At 71.9% G+C, this 16442-nt stretch carries 13 protein-coding genes; 9 read left to right on the top strand and 4 right to left on the bottom strand.

Annotated features, from left to right (window positions below; all coding sequences use genetic code 11):
- Positions 1-3 precede the first annotated feature (3 nt).
- Positions 4-948, top strand: coding sequence for an NAD(P)H-binding protein (locus Q0967_RS05870; protein WP_298748650.1), 945 nt, complete (start codon positions 4-6; stop codon positions 946-948).
- On the opposite strand, the gene Q0967_RS05875 is transcribed toward Q0967_RS05870, so the two are convergent.
- Complete coding sequence (locus tag Q0967_RS05875; RefSeq protein WP_298748647.1) at positions 945-2471, bottom strand: BCCT family transporter; 1527 nt, start codon at positions 2469-2471, stop codon at positions 945-947. The two genes, Q0967_RS05870 and Q0967_RS05875, sit on opposite strands and share 4 nt — an antisense overlap.
- Positions 2472-2744: 273 nt before the next feature.
- Between Q0967_RS05875 and Q0967_RS05880 the strand changes: the two genes are divergently transcribed.
- The 4 genes from Q0967_RS05880 (at position 2745) to Q0967_RS05895 (ending at position 6171) form a co-directional block, all read left to right on the top strand.
- Positions 2745-3824, top strand: coding sequence for an ABC transporter ATP-binding protein (locus tag Q0967_RS05880; protein ID WP_298748646.1), 1080 nt, complete (start codon positions 2745-2747; stop codon positions 3822-3824).
- The gene (locus Q0967_RS05885) at positions 3821-4462 is read left to right on the top strand and encodes an ABC transporter permease (protein ID WP_298748644.1); all 642 of its coding nucleotides are present in this window, start codon (positions 3821-3823) and stop codon (positions 4460-4462) included. Before Q0967_RS05880 ends, Q0967_RS05885 begins: the two co-directional genes overlap by 4 nt.
- Entirely contained in the window at positions 4459-5148 is a 690-nt protein-coding gene (locus Q0967_RS05890) for an ABC transporter permease (RefSeq protein WP_298748642.1), read from the top strand. The genes Q0967_RS05885 and Q0967_RS05890 overlap by 4 nt, the downstream gene beginning before the upstream one ends.
- A gap of 99 nt (positions 5149-5247) precedes the next feature.
- Positions 5248-6171, top strand: a complete 924-nt coding sequence (locus tag Q0967_RS05895) for an ABC transporter substrate-binding protein (protein WP_298748640.1) — start codon at positions 5248-5250, stop codon at positions 6169-6171.
- Between the two features lie 9 nt (positions 6172-6180).
- Here the strand turns inward: Q0967_RS05895 and Q0967_RS05900 are convergent, their stop codons facing one another.
- Positions 6181-7059 (bottom strand): cobalamin B12-binding domain-containing protein, encoded by an 879-nt coding sequence (locus Q0967_RS05900; RefSeq protein ID WP_299449508.1) that lies wholly within the window; start codon positions 7057-7059, stop codon positions 6181-6183.
- An 86-nt stretch (positions 7060-7145) separates the two neighbouring features.
- Positions 7146-9143: a glycogen debranching N-terminal domain-containing protein gene (locus Q0967_RS05905; protein ID WP_298748637.1), complete on the bottom strand. Its 1998-nt coding sequence runs from the start codon at positions 9141-9143 to the stop codon at positions 7146-7148.
- Positions 9144-9290: 147 nt separating this feature from the next.
- On the opposite strand from Q0967_RS05905, the gene Q0967_RS05910 reads away from it, so the two are divergent.
- The 4 genes from Q0967_RS05910 to Q0967_RS05925 are packed head-to-tail and all read left to right on the top strand — an operon-like array spanning position 9291 to position 13639.
- A complete protein-coding gene (locus tag Q0967_RS05910) occupies positions 9291-10367 on the top strand; it encodes a LacI family DNA-binding transcriptional regulator (RefSeq protein WP_298748635.1) in 1077 nt (358 codons plus the stop codon).
- Positions 10368-10398: 31 nt separating this feature from the next.
- Positions 10399-11652: an extracellular solute-binding protein gene (locus Q0967_RS05915; RefSeq protein ID WP_298748634.1), complete on the top strand. Its 1254-nt coding sequence runs from the start codon at positions 10399-10401 to the stop codon at positions 11650-11652.
- On the top strand, positions 11649-12743 hold the full coding sequence (locus Q0967_RS05920) for a carbohydrate ABC transporter permease (RefSeq protein ID WP_298748632.1): 1095 nt from the start codon (positions 11649-11651) through the stop codon (positions 12741-12743). Before Q0967_RS05915 ends, Q0967_RS05920 begins: the two co-directional genes overlap by 4 nt.
- The gene (locus Q0967_RS05925; RefSeq protein WP_298748630.1) at positions 12740-13639 is read left to right on the top strand and encodes a carbohydrate ABC transporter permease; all 900 of its coding nucleotides are present in this window, start codon (positions 12740-12742) and stop codon (positions 13637-13639) included. Before Q0967_RS05920 ends, Q0967_RS05925 begins: the two co-directional genes overlap by 4 nt.
- 93 nt (positions 13640-13732) lie before the next feature.
- Here Q0967_RS05925 and Q0967_RS05930 read toward each other — a convergent pair whose 3' ends face one another.
- Entirely contained in the window at positions 13733-16435 is a 2703-nt protein-coding gene (locus tag Q0967_RS05930) for a cell wall-binding repeat-containing protein (protein WP_298748628.1), read from the bottom strand.
- Between the last annotated feature and the right edge of the window lie 7 nt (positions 16436-16442).

The raw sequence follows: 16442 nt of genomic DNA on the forward strand, positions 1-16442 counted from the left end.
ACCATGACCTCCTCCCCCTCCCACACCCCCACCCCCGGCGGCGACGCCCGCGTGGCGCTGGTCACCGGCGCCACCGGATACGTCGGTGGGCTCCTCGTCCCGCGCCTGCTCGACGCCGGGTACACCGTCCGCGCCCTCACCCGGTCGGCCGACAAGCTGCCCCAGGAGTGGGCCGACCGCGTCGAGGTGGCCGAGGGGGACGCCAACGAGCCGGCGGACCTCGCGCGGGCGCTGGCCGGTGCCGACCTCGCCTACTACTTCATCCACTCCATGGACGGCTCGGGGGACTTCGTCGAGCGGGACCGGCGCCTGGCCCGGGAGTTCGGCCGCGCGGCCCGCGAGGCCGGGGTGGCCCGCATCGTCTACCTCTCCGGTCTGCACCCGCAGGGCAAGCTGTCCAAGCACCTGGCCTCCCGGGTGGAGGTCGGCGAGATCCTCATGGCCTGCGGGGTGCCGACCGCGGTGCTGCAGGCCGCGACGGTCATCGGCTCGGGCTCGGCCAGCTTCGAGATGCTGCGCCACCTCACCAAGCGGCTCCCGGTCATGGTGGCGCCGAAGTGGTTGAAGAACCGGATCCAGCCGGTCGGCATCGACGACGTGCTGCACTACCTCGTCGCGGCCGCGGACCTGCCCCCGGAGGTCAACCGGACCTTCGACATCGGTGGTCCGGACGTGCTGACCTACAAGGCGATGATGCAGGGCTTCGCCGAGGAGACCGGGCTGCGGCACCGGATGATCGTCACCCTGCCCGTGCTCACCCCGTGGCTCGCCGGCCACTGGGTCGGTCTGGTGACCCCCGTCGACGCGGGGGTGGCCAAGCCGCTCGTCGGCTCGCTGGTCCACGAGGTCGTCTGCCAGGAGGACGACCTCAAGGAGCTGGTCGGCGCGCCGCCCGGGGGGCCGACGCCGTACCGCGACGCCGTGCGGTCCGCCGTCGGCACCCGCTAGCCCGTCGGAACCTGGTCCTCGGCGTCGCCGGACGGGCCTGCGTGCGCCCGCCGGGCGGCGCGACGGTCGGCCCCGGGCAGGTGGGGACGCAGACCGGGGAAGGAGTCGTCCACGACGGACTTGTAGAGCGAGACCGCCATCCCGATGAGCAGGATGGTGAACGGCACGCCGGTGATGATGGCCACCTGCTGCACCGCCTGCAGCCCACCGGCGAGCAGCAGGACGAAGGCGAAGACGGCGATGAGCACGCCCCAGAGCACCTTCATCCGGGCGGTCGGGTTCTGGTCCCCGTTGGTGGAGAGCATGGCCAGCACGAAGGCCGCCGAGTCCGCGGAGGTGATGAGGAAGGAGGCGATGAGCAGGATCGCCACCAGGGAGATGAACGCCGCCCCGGGGAACTGGTCGAAGGTGACGAACAGCGCGGTGTCCAGGCTCTCGGCCACCGCCTCGGAGATCCCGCCACCGCCGAAGAGCTCTTCGTTGATCGCGGTCCCACCGAGCACCGAGAACCACAGGAAGCTCAGGACGCTGGGGACGAGGAGGACCCCGGCGACGAACTCGCGGATGGTCCGACCCCGGGACACCCGGGCGATGAAGGTGCCGACCCACATCACCCACATCATCCACCACGCCCAGTAGTAGAGGGTCCAGCCCTCCAGCCAGGCCGACCCCTCCTCACCGACGAAGGCGCCCGACGTGAAGCTCATCGCCAGGAAGTTCTGCAGGTAGTTGCCGATGGAGGCGACGAAGGTGTCGAGCACGAAGAGCCGGGGCCCGACCGCGAGCACGAAGAGCATGACCGCGCCCATGAGGATCATGTTGAGGTTGCTGAGGTACTTGATGCCCTTGTCCAGGCCGGAGAGCGCAGACGTGAGGAAGAGGCACATCACCACGACGATGATGACGACCTGCATGGCCAGTCCCTCGGGCAGACCGAAGACGTAGTTCAGCCCGCTGTTCATCTGGGTGGCGCTGATCCCGAACGAGGTCGCCACGCCGAGCGCGGTGACGAAGATGGCCAGGACGTCGATGGTCCAGCCGATCGGGCCGTGGACCCGGTCACCCAGCAGGGGGTAGAACGCCGAGCTGATGAGCCCGGAGGCGCCCTTGCGGAACTGGAAGTAGGCCAGGGCCAGGCCCACCAGCCCGTAGATCGCCCAGGCATGCAGGCCCCAGTGGAAGAAGGTGTACTGCATCGCGCGCTGACCGGCCTCGATCGTCATCGGCTCGCCGATGCCGAGCGGGGGCGAGGCGAGGTGGCTCATCGGCTCGGCGACGCCGTAGAACACCAGGCCGACACCCATGCCGGCGCTGAAGAGCATGGCCAGCCAGGACACGGTGGTGAACTCCGGCCGCTCGTGGTCCTTCCCCAGCCGGATGTGCCCGAACCGGCTGAGGGCCAGGAAGAGCAGGAACGCGATGAACAGCGTCGTCGCGAGGATGTAGACCCACCCGAAGGGACTACCAGGCCCATGGCTGCCGTGTTGAACCTCGCGAGGCTCTCGGTGAAGAACACGCCCCACAGGATGAACACCAACGCCACCACCAGTGAGGCGTAGAAGACCGGCCCCACCTTCCCGTGCCCCTGCGGGGTGCGCGACGTCCGCGTCACCTGGGGGGATTCTGCTCGGGCCACGACGCCCTCCTTCGTGCCGCCCGCCCCCACCCGGCGGGAGATGTGCTTAACGTAGCGTCAACCCGGCAGTGGTGGTACTGGAACGTCTGATGGCCGCCAGGACGCGTCCTGGGGCCCGCTTGGGGTGCCGGTGTCGGGCCCACCCCGTAGGGTCTGGGTGATGATCCGCTTCGAGAGCGTGACCAAGAGGTATCCCGACGGCACCACGGCCGTGGACGACCTCAGTCTGGAGGTCCCCCGGGGCGGTATCACCGTCTTCGTCGGGCCCTCGGGCTGCGGCAAGACGACGAGCCTGCGGATGATCAACCGCATGGTGGAGCCCACCGAGGGGCGGATCCTCATCAACGACGAGGACGTCGCCGACCGCAAGCCCGCCCGGCTGCGCCGGTCCATCGGCTACGTCATCCAGCACGCCGGGCTCTTCCCGCACCGGACCGTGCTCGCCAACGTCATGACGGTGCCCACCCTCATCGGGTGGGACAAGGGCCGCGCCCGCACGGCCGCGATGGAGGCCATCGAGAAGGTCGGGCTCACCGCCGACCAGGCCTCGCGCTACCCCGCCCAGCTCTCCGGCGGTCAGCAGCAGCGGGTCGGCGTGGCCAGGGCGCTCGCCAGCGACCCGGAGGTGGTGCTCATGGACGAGCCCTTCAGCGCGGTCGACCCGTTGGTGCGCACCGACCTCCAGAACGAGGTGCGGCGCCTGCAGCGCGAGCTCGGCATCACCGTCGTGCTCGTCACCCACGACATCGACGAGGCCATCAGCCTGGGCGACCACGTCGCGGTCATGCGCCAGGGCGGCCACCTGGCCCAGCTGGCCAGCCCGGGGGAGCTGCTCACCGAGCCCGCCGACGACTTCGTGGCCAGCTTCGTCGGCAAGGACCGCGGCTACCGCAAGCTGGGGTTCACCACCACGCAGGTCGAGTCCGACCCGGAGGAGACCGTCGCGCTGGGCGAGGACGTGCCGGCCGGGCGCGGCTGGGTCCTCGCCGTCGACGAGGACGGGCAGCCGCTCGGCTGGGTCGACCGCCAGGGCGGTTCGGGCGGGCCGGTGCGCGAGGAGGAGCTGCACCGCATGGGCTCGCTCGCCGAGGTGGGCGACTCCGCCCGGGTCTTCCTCGACGCCGCGCTCTCGGCGCCCTCCGGTCGGGGGGTCGTGGTGGAGGACGGCCGGGTGGTCGGGACCGTCGTGCCCGAGCGTGTGCTGGAGGCGATCAGGGCGCGGGGCGGGAGCGCGGCGTGATCGGGGGTGTCGCCTGGTCCACCGTCGGTGACCTCCTCCTGCGCCACCTCTACCTCGCGGGGGTGCCGCTGCTGGTCGGCCTGCTCATCAGCCTGCCCCTCGGGTGGCTGGCGACGCGCTACCGCTGGCTCGCGCCGCCGATGATCGCCGGCACCGGGCTGCTCTACACCATCCCCTCGCTGGCGCTGTTCATCCTGCTGCCGCTGCTGCTGGGCACCCGCGTCCTGGACGACGCCAACGTCCTCGTGGCGATGACGCTCTACTCGGTCGCGCTGCTCACCCGCACGGTGGCCGACGGCCTGGGCTCGGTGCCCGGGGCGACCCGGCAGGCGGCCACGGCCATGGGCTACGGCGAGCTGCGCCGCACCCTCGTCGTGGACCTGCCGCTGGCCGTGCCGGTCATCACCGCCGGCCTGCGCGTCGCCGCCGTGAGCAACGTCTCCATCGTCTCGGTGGCCGCGCTCATCGGGGTGAGCCAGCTCGGGCAGCTGTTCACCGAGGGCTTCAACCGCAACGACATGGGGCCGATCGTCGTCGGCATCGTCGCGTGCGTCGCGCTCGCGCTCGTGCTGGACGCGGGCATCGCGCTGCTCTCCCGGGTGCTCACGCCGTGGCTGCGGGCGGGGGTGGCCCGATGATCTCCCTCACCTGGCAGTGGCTCATCGACCCGGCCACCTGGACGGGCCCCGGCGGGATCATCGCCCAGAGCATCACGCATCTGCGGATCTCCGTCGTCGCGCTGGTGCTCGCGGCCCTCGTCGCCGTGCCCGTGGGGCTGTTCATCGGCCACACCGGCCGCGGCCGCTGGCTGGCGATCAACCTGGCCGGTGCCTTCCGCGCCATCCCCTCGCTCGGTGTCCTCTTCGTGGCCACCCTGCTGCTCCTGCCGCGGCTCAGCGGCGACCTCGCCTTCGAGCTGCCGGTCGTCCTGGTGCTCGTGCTCCTCGCCGTCCCGCCGGTGCTGTCCGGGACGTATGCCGGGGTCGAGGCCGTCGACCCCGCCGCCCGGGACGCCGCCCGCGGCGTCGGGATGACCGAGACCCAGATCCTGTGGCAGGTGGAGTTCCCGGCCGCCCTGCCCCTGCTCATCTCCGGGCTGCGCTCGGCCATGCTGCAGATCATCGCCACGGCCACCATCGCGGCCATCGTGGGCATCGGCGGGCTGGGGCGCTACCTCATCGACGGTCAGGCCTCCCGCCAGTACGAGGTGATGGCCGGCGGCGCCATCGTCGTCGCCCTGCTCGCCCTGCTCGTCGACCTGGTGATGGCCGGCGTCCAGCGGATCGTGGTCTCGCCCGGGCTCGTCGTCGCCAAGGAGCACTGAGACCGATCTCGTGACCACATCGTGACCCAGCGCACGGCATACCCCACCCAGACCCGACGTTCGACCAGACAACCCAACCCGACCGGGAGGACACCCCTCATGCGACGCACCGCAGTCATCACCCTTGCCCTGAGCGCGACCCTCGGCCTGGCCGCCTGCGGCGGCGGCAGCGACCCCATGGACACCGGTGGCGACTCCGACGCCGGTGGCAGCGAGGACGCCGGCGCCGGCAGCATCACCATCGGCTCGGCGAACTTCCCGGAGAACGAGCTGCTCGCGGAGATCTACGCGGCCGCGCTCTCCGACGCCGGGGTGGACGTCGACACCCAGCTCAACATCGGCAGCCGCGAGGCCTACATCGCCGGCATCCAGGACGGCTCGATCGACGCGCTGCCGGAGTACACCGGCGGCCTGGCCACCTACCTCAACCCCGAGATCACGGCCACCTCCTCCGAGGACGTCCTGGCCGACCTGCAGGAGAACCTGCCGGACGACCTGCAGGTCCTGGAGATCAGCGAGGCGGAGGACAAGGACTCGCTGGTCGTCACCGGCGAGACGGCCGAGGAGCTGGGCCTCACCACGATCGGCGACCTGTCCGACCACGCCGCCGACATGACCCTCGGGGGACCGCCGGAGTTCGAGACCCGACCGAACGGCGTGGACGGGCTGCAGGAGGTCTACGGCCTGGAGTTCGGCAGCTTCCGCTCGCTGGCGGCCGGTGCCAACCTCACCGTCCAGTCCCTGGCCAACGGCCAGGTGGACGTGGCCAACATCTTCACCACCAACCCCGCCATCGAGGAGAACGACTTCGTCGTCCTCGAGGACCCGGAGTCGCTGTTCGCGGCCCAGAACGTCGTGCCCCTCATCCGCGCCGACGCGGTCAACCCGACCATCGAGGAGACCCTCGACGAGGTCTCGGCCGCGCTGAACACCGAGAACCTCACCTCGATGATGGTGCAGGTGCAGACCGAGGGTCAGGACCCCGCCGAGGTCGCCCGGGAGTTCGTGGACGAGAACCTCTGAGCGTTCCCGTCACCGCCGCAGGAGGTCGCGCGACACGGCGCGCGCGGCCTCCACGGCCGAGGGCGGCAGCGTCCGCCCGAGGGGGTGGGTCGAGCTGCCGTGGCCGCCGACCCAGACCGGGACGGACGGGTATGCCTGGGACAGCTGCTCGATGAGCTCGCCCGCCGGCTCCGCGTCCTGCGGCATTGGCACCGAGACGACGACACCCGCCGGGCCGAGGGTGCGCACCGAGTGGTCCCAGCTGGCGACCGGCACGTCGGCGCCGAGGAACCGCACGTCGACCCCTTGACGGCGCAGGCAGACGGCGAAGGCCAGCGCGCCGAGCTGGTGCAGCGCCCCGGGGGGCAGCCCCACCAGCACCACCGGGGCGCCCTCGTTGAGACCGGCCGCGTCGAAGGCGGACGAGAGCCGTCGGTGGACCGCTGCCGAGACGAAGTGCTCGCTGGCGACGTCGACCTCGCCGCGCTCCCAGGCCCGGCCCAGCTCGGTGAGGGCCGGCATGAGCCATCCCTCGAGCGCGTGCTCGAAGGACGTCCGCGCCAGGGCCCGGTCGAGCACGGCGGTCAGCAGGGTCTGGTCGTAGCGCTGCGCGGCGAGGATGAGGTCCGCGACGGGCGGGCCCTCACCGGTGCGGAACTCGCCGGTGACGGTCGGCTCCGAGGTCTCCTCCCGTACCTGCGTCGCGGCCAGCGAGGCCGGGCTGCCCCCGCGCACCAGCTCGGCCATGCGGCTCAGCCGTCGGATGTCGGTGTCGTCGTAGAGCCGGTAGCGCGAGCTGCTGCGCTGCGGCTCGACCACGGCGTACCGGCGCTCCCAGGCGCGGAGGGTGGCGGGGGCGACCCCCGTGAGATCGGCTACCTGCTTGACCGTGTAGCGCGCCTGCCCCATGGCCGCGGCCGCCTCTCCATCTAGGACAAAAGTGTGACGATCGTTGAACAGCGTAGGCCGACTGTACCGCGTGGGAGGCGCCGCGGTCAGGACGTCGTGCGCGACCCGTCGTCGCCCAGCGCGAGCTCCTCGCCCGTGACCTGCACCCCGCGCAGGCTCCACCCCCGCGGCAGGGACGGGGAGGGGTCGCAGGAGACGACGCCGGCCGGCACGTCGACCCGGAGGCCGACCGCGGCGGTCATGAGCACCGCGGCGGTGGCGGCCGACCAGGCCTGCGGGCGGCAGGACGCCGGGTAGGGCACGGCGGTCGATCCCAGCGGCTCGCCCGAGGTGAGCTCGGGGAACCGGCCGTCCACGGACTGCGCGAGGTGCAGCAGGGCCTCGATGACCGTGTCCGCCTCGGCCCGGTGACCGGTGGCCGTGAGCCCGCGCAGCGCGATGGCGGTGTCGTGGGTCCAGACGGACCCCGTGTGGTAGCCGAGGGGGTTGTACGCCGGGTTGCCGGACGAGAGGGTGGCGATGCCGAAGGGGGTGAGCAGGTCCGGGCGCAGGAGCCGGCGGACCACGTGGTCGGACTCCTCCGGGGTCAGCAGGCCTGTCTCCAGGACGTGGCCCATGTTGGACCCGACGCCGTCGACCGGTCGTCCCTGCCCGTCCAGCGCCATCGCCAGGTAGGCGTCGTCGCCGGACCCCACCCAGAAGCGGTCGCGGACGCGGGCGGACAGTGCATCGGCCCAGTCCCGCCACGACCCGGCCCCGGGCTCGCCGAGGGCCTCCAGCAGGCGGGCGGCCCCCCGGGCGGCCTCCACCGCATACCCCTGGGCCTCGAGCAGGGCGATCGGCGCCGGGGCGACGGTGCCGTCGGCGCGCCGCATGGCGTCGCCGGAGTCTTTCCACCCCTGGTTGGTCAGGCCGTGACCGGAAGAGTCGAGGTAGCTCAGGAGGCCGTCGGCCCGCGCGGCGCTGCGCTCCATCCAGCCCAGCGCGGCGCGCAGGGTCGGCAGGAAGGGGCGGACGTCCTCGGTGGGCAGTCCGAAGCGCCAGGTGTCGTGCAGGAGGCAGACCCACAGCGGCGTGGCGTCGACGGTGCCGTAGTAGGTCGGCGGGAGGGTGATCTCCCCCTCGCCGAAGGTGCCGCGGCGCACCTCGTGGAGGATCTTGCCGGGCTCGGCACCGGTGGCGGGATCCTCCGTGGTGGCCTGGCGGCGGGCCAGGGTCCGCAGGGTGCCGAGCGCCAGCCCGGGGGCGAAGGGCAGCAGGAAGCGAGCCGACCACAAGGCGTCGCGGCCGAAGAGCGTGAGGTACCACGGTGTGCCCGCCGCCAGGAAGACGTCGTCCGGGGCGGCCGGGTCCGTCTGCGCGAGGTGGGCCACGTCGGCCAGGTTGGTCCGGGTGGCGAGGTCCCAGCGCGGGTCCGCCTGCAGCCGCACCGACGCCAGGTCCAGCCGGCCGGGTCGGGTGTCGAAGGCGCTGGCCGCACCCCGGTGCGCGGTGACGGTGACCTCCAGCGTCGTGGCCGAGTGCGGCGCCAGGCGCACCGGCCAGCTCAGCAGGGCCCCCTCGGTGCCGTGGTCGAGGTCGGTCGGGGCGGGTGCGGCGGTGACGGTGGTCCGGTGGTGCTCGTCGTCCCAGCCGACGTCGTCCCCGTCGACGTGGACCGGGAGCGGCGGGAGGTCGTCCGCGAGCCCGCCCTTGACCGCAGCGAGGGCGGCGCCGTCGCCGCCGCAGGCGAGGGTGAGCGTCGCCGAGACCGGCTCGGCCGAGCGGGAGACCACGGTGATGGTCTCGGTGAGCACGGCGTCCTCGAGCCGGCGCTCGCGGTGGACCTGCACGACGGGGTCAGGGGTGGGGCCGGACAGCTGACGGGCCACCGCCCACACGTCGGTGCGCGGGCCGGCGGAGTCCGCCGCGACGGCGGTGAGGGGCTCGCCGTCCAGCCGGAGGTCGAGTCGGGAGAGGAGCCGGCGGTCGTCGAGGAACCAGCCGGTGCCGGGCGCACCCATCTGGCCGTCGTGGGCGCTCAGCGCGGTCGAGGGGCCGTCCACGGCGATCTCGAACTCGTGCAGCCAGGGCTGCTGGGCCATCGGGGTGCTCCCTCTCCTCGGGCCGGACCGGTGCACTCTTGACAGGCCCGGGGTGGTGGTCCATGCTCGCAGCAACGAGTTTTGAACGTTCATATGAACGATCTAAGCCAACACTGCCGACCGACCGGCCGTCAAGGGAGACGAGAGTTGAGCCACCGGAGCAGCGCCACCCGCGCGACGATCAACGATGTCGCACGAGCCGCCGAGGTCTCGCGGCAGACGGTGTCCAACGCGCTCAACAAGCCGCACCTGGTGCGGCCCGCGACCCTGGAGCGGGTGCGCGCGCAGATCGACCGCCTCGGCTACCTCCCCAGCCAGGCGGCGCAGGGCATGCGCAGCCAGCGCGCCGGGGCCATCGGCATCGAGATCAACGCGGTGCACCGCGGGGCGTCGGACGTCGCCCAGCCCTTCCTCACCGACCTCACCGTCGCCGCTCCGCGGCACGACGTCCACCTCGTGCCCTTCGCCCACGGCTCCCGGTTCCCGGCTGTCGACGGCTACCGCGACATGGTCCGCCGGCGGCTGGTGGACGCCTTCGTGCTCGCCGACACGCACACCGGCGACCCGCGGCCGGAGTGGCTCCTCGGGGCCGGTATCCCGTTCGCCGCCTTCGGCCGCATCTACGACCACCCCGAGCTCGGGTGGTGGGCCGACGTCGACGGAGCCGCGGGGACCGCGCAGGCCGTCGAGCACCTGCACGACCGCGGGTACCGCACCGCCGCCTACCTCGGCTGGCCGTTGCACAAGGACGACTCCGAGGTCGCCGACACACGTCGCGAGGGCTGGCTGGTCCGGGCCCGGGAGCTGGGGACGGCGGGACCGGAGCTGACCTGCGAGCAGGACCTCGCGGACGCCACCCTGGCCGCCCGCACCCTCCTCGACCAGCTGGACCCGGGCGACGCCGTCGTCTGCGCCTCCGACCTCATCGCCCTCGGCGTGATGTACGCCGCGGCCGCGCGGGGGTGGCGCATCGGCCCCGACCTCGGCGTCGTGGGCTTCGACGGCTCGTTGACCGCCGCCCGCCACGGCCTCACCTCGGTCTCGCAGCCGCTCCCGGACATCGCCGACACCCTGCTCGGACTGCTCACCGACCAGCTGGCCGGGACGGCCGACGACCCCGGCGGCCGACTGCTGACCCCGACGCTGACCCCCGGCCCGTCCACGGACCGGACCACCGAGGCGACGGCATACACCCCCCTCCCCGCACCGGGGAACCGCCGGTGACCACCGGCGCTCGAGAAGGAAGGCACCTGTCATGAAGCGCACCACCCGTCTGTTCGCGATCGCCGCCATCGGTCCCCTCGCCCTGACCGCCTGCGGCGGCGACGGGTTCGAGGACTCGGCCGGCGGTGAGGCCGGCGAGTCGCAGGCCCCGGCGTCCGCCGAGGGGCCCGTCGAGCTCTCCATGCTCATCGCCTCCTCCGGCGACGCCGAGACCGACGCGGTCGAGGAGGCCGCCGCGGCCTGGGCCGAGGAGAGCGGCAACAGCGTCGAGGTGACGGTCGCCTCCGACATGAACCAGGAGCTGGCCCAGGGCTTCGCCGGTGGCAGCCCCGCCGACGTGTTCTACCTCGACGCCGGCGCCTTCGCCACCAACGCCGAGGCCGGCAACCTCTACGCCTACGAGGCGGAGGACAACGGCGACTTCTACGAGCCGCTGCGCGAGGCGTTCACCTACGAGGGCCAGCAGTACTGCGCGCCCAAGGACTTCTCGACCCTCGGCCTGGTCATCAACCAGACCATGTGGGAGGAGGCCGGCCTGGGCGAGGACGACGTGCCCACCACCTACGACGAGCTGATGCAGGTGGCCGACACCCTCACCACCGACGACGTCACCGGGCTGGTGCTCTCCCCGGGCATCGACCGGCTCGGCGCGTTCGTCGTCGGATCCGGCGGGTGGTGGATGAACGAGGACAACACCGAGCCCACCGCCGACACCCCCGAGGTGCTGCAGGGTCTGCAGGTGGCCCAGGACCTCGTGAGCTCGGGCTCGGGCGCCCTGTCCAGCCAGGTCGACACCGGCTGGGGCGGCGAGGCCTTCGGCACGGGCCGGGCGGCGATGACGATCGAGGGCAACTGGATCAAGGGCGCCATGCAGAACGACTACCCGGACGTCGACTACACGGTCGCCGAGCTCCCCGAGGGGCCGGCCGGACCGGGCACCCTGCTGTTCACGCAGTGCTGGGGCGTCGCGGCGCAGTCCGACGCCCAGGCCCAGGCAGTCGACCTCGTCAACCACCTGACGTCCGCCGAGCAGCAGATGGCCTTCGCCGACGCCTTCGGCGTCATGCCCTCACGCGAGTCGGTCTCCGAGGAGTACACCGAGGCCTACCCCGAGGACGCGGCCTTCATCGCGGGCGGTGACTACGGCCACGGGCCGATCAACGTGCCCGGGATCGCCGACGTCGTCGCGGACCTCAACTCCCAGCTGGAGAACATCGGCAACGCCGACCTGCAGTCCGTCGTCGAGTCCTTCGACAGCAACGCCGAGGCGGTGCTGGGGCAGTGAGGACCCGGGACCCGCAGCGCCAGCCGGTCGCCGGGTGGCTGTTCATCACACCGATGCTGGTCATCCTGGGGCTCTTCCTGGCGGCGCCGATCGTGATGGCGCTGTGGGTCTCGGTCTCGGACTGGACCGGACGCGGCAGCCCGTTCTCCGGCGAGGTGAGCTTCGTCGGCGCGCAGAACTACCGCGACCTGCTGGGCGCCGACGGGCTGGCCCGGCAGGACTTCATGACCTCCATGCGCAACACCTTCTACTACGTGCTGGGCGTCGTCCCGGTCCAGACGGTGCTGGCCCTGCTGCTGGCGGTGATCGTCAACCAGAAGTTCCTGCGCGGCAGGACCTTCTTCCGCACCGCCTTCTACTTCCCGTCGGTGGTCAGCTCGGTGGCCATCTCGCTGGTGTTCCTCTTCCTCTTCACCGGCACCGGCGCCGTCAACCAGTTCCTCGCCCTCTTCGGCATCTCCGGTCCGAACTGGTTCGCCGACCCCCGCGGGGTGCTCCACGTCACCGGTGACGCGCTGGGCCTCTGGGAGGTCGGGTCACCCCCTCAGGCCCTGACCGGGACCGAGGTGCTCAGCCTGTCGTTGTGGGAGTGGATCTCCGGACCGTCGGTGGCGCTCTCGGCCATCATGCTGCAGGTCGTCTGGACCACGGCCGGCACCTTCATGCTCATGTTCCTCGCGGCGTTGCAGGACCTGCCCGCCGAGGTCGACGAGGCCGCGATGGTCGACGGGGCCAACACGTGGCAGCGCTTCATGAACGTCACCGTGCCCCACCTGCGGCCGACGATCCTGCTCGTCCTGACCCTCGGCGTCATCGGGACCTGGCAGGTCTTCGACCAGGTCTACGTCATGACCGACGGCGGCCCGGCCAAGACCACCCTGACCCCCGCCTACCTGAGCTTCCAGACGGCCTTCACCAACCTCGACTTCCCCCGCGGCGCGGCCATCGCGTTCCTGCTCTTCGCGCTGATCTTCCTGCTCACGCAGGCCCAGCGCTTCCTGCTGCGGGACAAGGACGAGGCGGCCCAGCGCCGCGCCGAGCGACGGCAGCGGCGCCAGCACCCGCGCACCCGGACGGAGACCCCCGCATGAGCACACCCACCCGGAGGCGTGACGCCACGGCGACGGCGGCCACAACCGGCACCGCCGCGGTCGGGGAGCGCGACTCGAGCATCAAGAAGGCGCTCGTCTACGCCGCGCTCCTGGCGTTCGCCATCATCTACATCTACCCCTTCGTCATCCAGCTGGTGACCGCGTTCAAGACGGACGCCGACGCGGTGGAGCACCCGCTGTCGCTGGTGCCCGACCCGTTCACCCTGGACGCGTGGTACCGGCTCCTGGAGACGCAGTTCCCGCTGTGGTTCACCAACTCGGTCGTCGTCACCCTGTTCGTCACGGTGATGCGGGTGCTCTTCTGCTCGATGGCGGGGTATGCCCTCGCCCGGCTGAAGTTCTACGGCCGGGACGCCGTCTTCACGGCGCTGCTGGCCCTGCTGTCGGTCCCCGGGATCGTCCTGCTCATCCCGAAGTTCCTCGTCATCAACTCGCTGGGCATCTACAACTCCTACGCGGCGCTCATCCTGCCCCTGGCGGTGGACGCCGCGGGGGTCTTCATCATGAAGCAGTTCTTCGAGCAGATCCCGCCCTCCATCGAGGAGGCCGCGCGGATCGACGGGGCCGGGCCGTTCCGGACCTTCTGGTCCGTGGTGCTGCCGATGGCACGGCCCGCGCTCATCACGCTGACCATCCTCTCCTTCCAGGGCTCGTGGAACGAGCTGGGGCACTTCATCATCGCCACCAACGACTCCAGCCTCTACACCCTGACGCGAGGCCTGGCGAGCCTCACCAGCGGTGGTCTGGGATCCGGCAACCAGTTCCCCATCACGATGATGGCGGGGCTGCTCATGACGATCCCCACCGCCATCGTCTTCGTGGTCTTCCAGCGCTACTTCACCCAGGGCGCGAACGCCGGCGCCGAGAAGGGCTGAAGTCCCTCTCGCGAGACGGCGAAGGGCCGCCACCCGGCAGGGTGGCGGCCCTTCGTGGGTCCCGCGGCGCCCGGCGCCGCGGGACCGTGCGGCTCAGAGGCCGTCGACGCGGCTCTCCGGGGCGGTGAGACCCGGGTTGTCCTGGAGGTAGTCCACCAGGTTGGCCAGGTCCTCCGGGCCCCCGACGACGTTGGTGCCCTCGGTGAAGGCGGTGAAGCTGTCACCACCCTCCTGGAGGAAGTTCAGGGTCGAGACGCGGTAGGTCTCACCCATCTCCAGCGGGACGCCGTCCAGCGCCATGTCGCTCACCTTGCTGCCCTCGGGCTGGCTGTCGTCCCAGGTGTAGGTGAAGCCCTCCGAGACGCCCAGCGCGAGGTACTGGCGGCCGCGGTCGGGGACGTACTGCTGCTCGAGCACGGCCTTGACCTGCTCACCGGTCATGTCGATCGACACGATGATGTTGCCGAACGGCATGACGTTGTAGGCCTCCTGGTAGGTGACCTCGCCCGCCTCCTCGTCGTTGCTGATCTGGTCGACGAGCAGGCTCGCGCGCACCCCGCCGACGTTCATGAACGAGATCTGGGCCCCGCCCTCGTCGTCGCCGTCGGTGCCGGCGAGGATCGAGTCGGCGACCAGGTCGGCCATGGGGGTCTCGATGCCGCGGTCACCACCGGCGTCACCGGTGATGTCCTCGGCGACGGTGCCGACGACCTCGCCCGCGAGGACCTCGGCCCGGGCGACCCAGGTGTCGACGACCTCGGCCATCTCCGGGTCGTCCGCGATGGACTGCAGCACCAGGTGGTTGTCGGCGTAGGCCCGGTCGCGGGTCACGTCACCGGAGGTGCGGGAGATGGTCAGCGCGGTCTCGGTGACCACACGGCCGTACTGGTTGGCGCTGGTCACCAGGCGGTCGGCACCGGCCGGGTCCGGGATCGAGCAGACGTAGGGCTGGTGGGTGTGGCCGGTGACCACGGCGTCGATGGCCGGGTCGAGGTTCTCGGCGATCTCGACGACCGGACCGGAGATGCCCTCGCACTGGTCGTAGGTGCCGGTCTGGTAGCCACCCTCGTGCAGCAGCACGACGATCGACTCGACGCCCTGCTCCCGCAGCGCGGCGGCCTGGGCGTTGGCGGTCTCGACCTCGTCGAGGAAGTCGACGCTCGCGACCCCGCCGGGGCTGACGAGCGTCGGGGTCTCCTCCAGGGTCATGCCGATGAAACCGACGTCCACGCCGTCGACGGTGCGGACCTCGGTCGCGGGCAGGATGGACTCGCCGGTCTCCTTGTCCACGACGTTGGCTGCGAGCCACTGGAAGTCGGCCCCGTCGTAGGGCTCGTCACCGAAGCACCCGCGCTCGGGGTGGCAGCCGCCCTCCTGCATGCGCAGGAGCTCGTCCACACCCTCGTCGAACTCGTGGTTGCCGACGCCGGAGATGTCCAGGCCGGCGACCTCGAGGGTCTCCACCGAGGGCTCGTCCTGGAAGAGGCCGGACACGAAGGTCGACCCGCCGATGAGGTCACCCGCGGCCACCGTCAGCGTCTGGTCCTCGAAGGACCGGGTCCGCAGCGCGTCCAGGGTCGAGCTGAGGTTGACCGCGCCACCGACGAGGTTCTGGTCGGGGTCCTGCTCCTCGTCGAGCGTCCCGTCCTCCTCCTCGATGTGGCCGTGGTAGTCGTTGAACGAGAGCATCTGCACGACGAGCTCGTCGACCCAGACGGGCAGCCAGGTCTCCAGGGGCGTGGCCACGCCCTCGTCGGAGAGGGCTCCCTCGCCGCCGAAGAGCACCAGGCCCTGGGGGGAGAGGCGGTCGAGCGCGCCGACCGTGGGTGCGGGCACCTCCGTGGCGCGGCTCAGCACGAGCGGGCCGCCGTGGTAGGCGGCCAGCGCCCCGCCGGTGAGCGCGTCCGGGTAGTCCTGGCCGCTGGCGAGGTAGGACACCGAGTCGAACTCGTAGGAGGAGGCCAGCGCCACGGCGGTCTCGTAGCGGTTGGCGCCGAACACGCGGGTGGTGTCGGGCACCAGGCCGGTGACGGCCTCCACGACGTCGTCGGAGACGGCGCCGGACCCACCGAGGACGACGACCGACTGCGGCTGCAGCGCAGCGATCGCCTCGGCCGTGCTGGGGCGCAGCTCGTCCGGGTCGGTGAGCAGCATGGGCGCGCCGTCACGCCCGGCGCGGGCACCACCGGTGAGCGCGTCCGGGAAGTCGGTCCCGGTGGCGAGGTAGAGCACGGGGAGGCCGGTGGGGAAGAGCCCGGCGATCTCGGCGGAGGTGTCGTAGCGGTTCTCGCCCGAGACCCGCACCACCTCGGCCCCGAAGCCCTCGAGCTCGGTCTCCACCTCGGCGGAGACGGCCACGGTCCCGCCGACGACGATGATCTGGCTCGGTGCGAGGTCGGCCAGCGCCTCGGCGGTGGCGCTGGGCAGGGCGTCCTGCTTGGTCAGCAGCATCGGCACCGGGAGCCCGGCGGCCTCGGCGTTGTCCGGGCGGGACACCCCGCCGGCGGCACCGGCGGAGCCGGAGGGCATCTGCGCGCTGAGCGCGTCAGGGAAGGCCTGTCCGGAGGCGATGACCACGGTGCCCGTCGCCTCCTCGGGGAAGGCCCGGGCGATCTCGGCGGCGGTCTCGTAGCGGTCGGTGCCCGCGATGCGGTGCACCTGGGTGGGGTCCTCGATCTCGGGTGCCGTGGGCAGGCTGGGCGCGCTCGTCGCGGCGGCTGCACCGCCACCGACGAGGGCGACCGCTGCGCCGACGGCCACGAGGCCACGACGTGCGGAAGGGGTTCGGGGGGACATGCGTGGT

It is taken from the genome of uncultured Serinicoccus sp., from assembly GCF_947500995.1.
GTDB lineage: Bacteria > Actinomycetota > Actinomycetes > Actinomycetales > Dermatophilaceae > Ornithinicoccus.

Coding starts and splice junctions, on each gene's coding strand:
- Q0967_RS05900 (WP_299449508.1), bottom strand. CDS start 7,059: ATGGGGCAGGCGCGCTACACGGTCAAGCAGGTAGCCGATCTCACGGGG.
- Q0967_RS05925 (WP_298748630.1), top strand. CDS start 12,740: ATGAGCACACCCACCCGGAGGCGTGACGCCACGGCGACGGCGGCCACA.
- Q0967_RS05895 (WP_298748640.1), top strand. CDS start 5,248: ATGCGACGCACCGCAGTCATCACCCTTGCCCTGAGCGCGACCCTCGGC.
- Q0967_RS05905 (WP_298748637.1), bottom strand. CDS start 9,143: ATGGCCCAGCAGCCCTGGCTGCACGAGTTCGAGATCGCCGTGGACGGC.
- Q0967_RS05930 (WP_298748628.1), bottom strand. CDS start 16,435: ATGTCCCCCCGAACCCCTTCCGCACGTCGTGGCCTCGTGGCCGTCGGC.
- Q0967_RS05890 (WP_298748642.1), top strand. CDS start 4,459: ATGATCTCCCTCACCTGGCAGTGGCTCATCGACCCGGCCACCTGGACG.
- Q0967_RS05870 (WP_298748650.1), top strand. CDS start 4: ATGACCTCCTCCCCCTCCCACACCCCCACCCCCGGCGGCGACGCCCGC.
- Q0967_RS05880 (WP_298748646.1), top strand. CDS start 2,745: ATGATCCGCTTCGAGAGCGTGACCAAGAGGTATCCCGACGGCACCACG.
- Q0967_RS05915 (WP_298748634.1), top strand. CDS start 10,399: ATGAAGCGCACCACCCGTCTGTTCGCGATCGCCGCCATCGGTCCCCTC.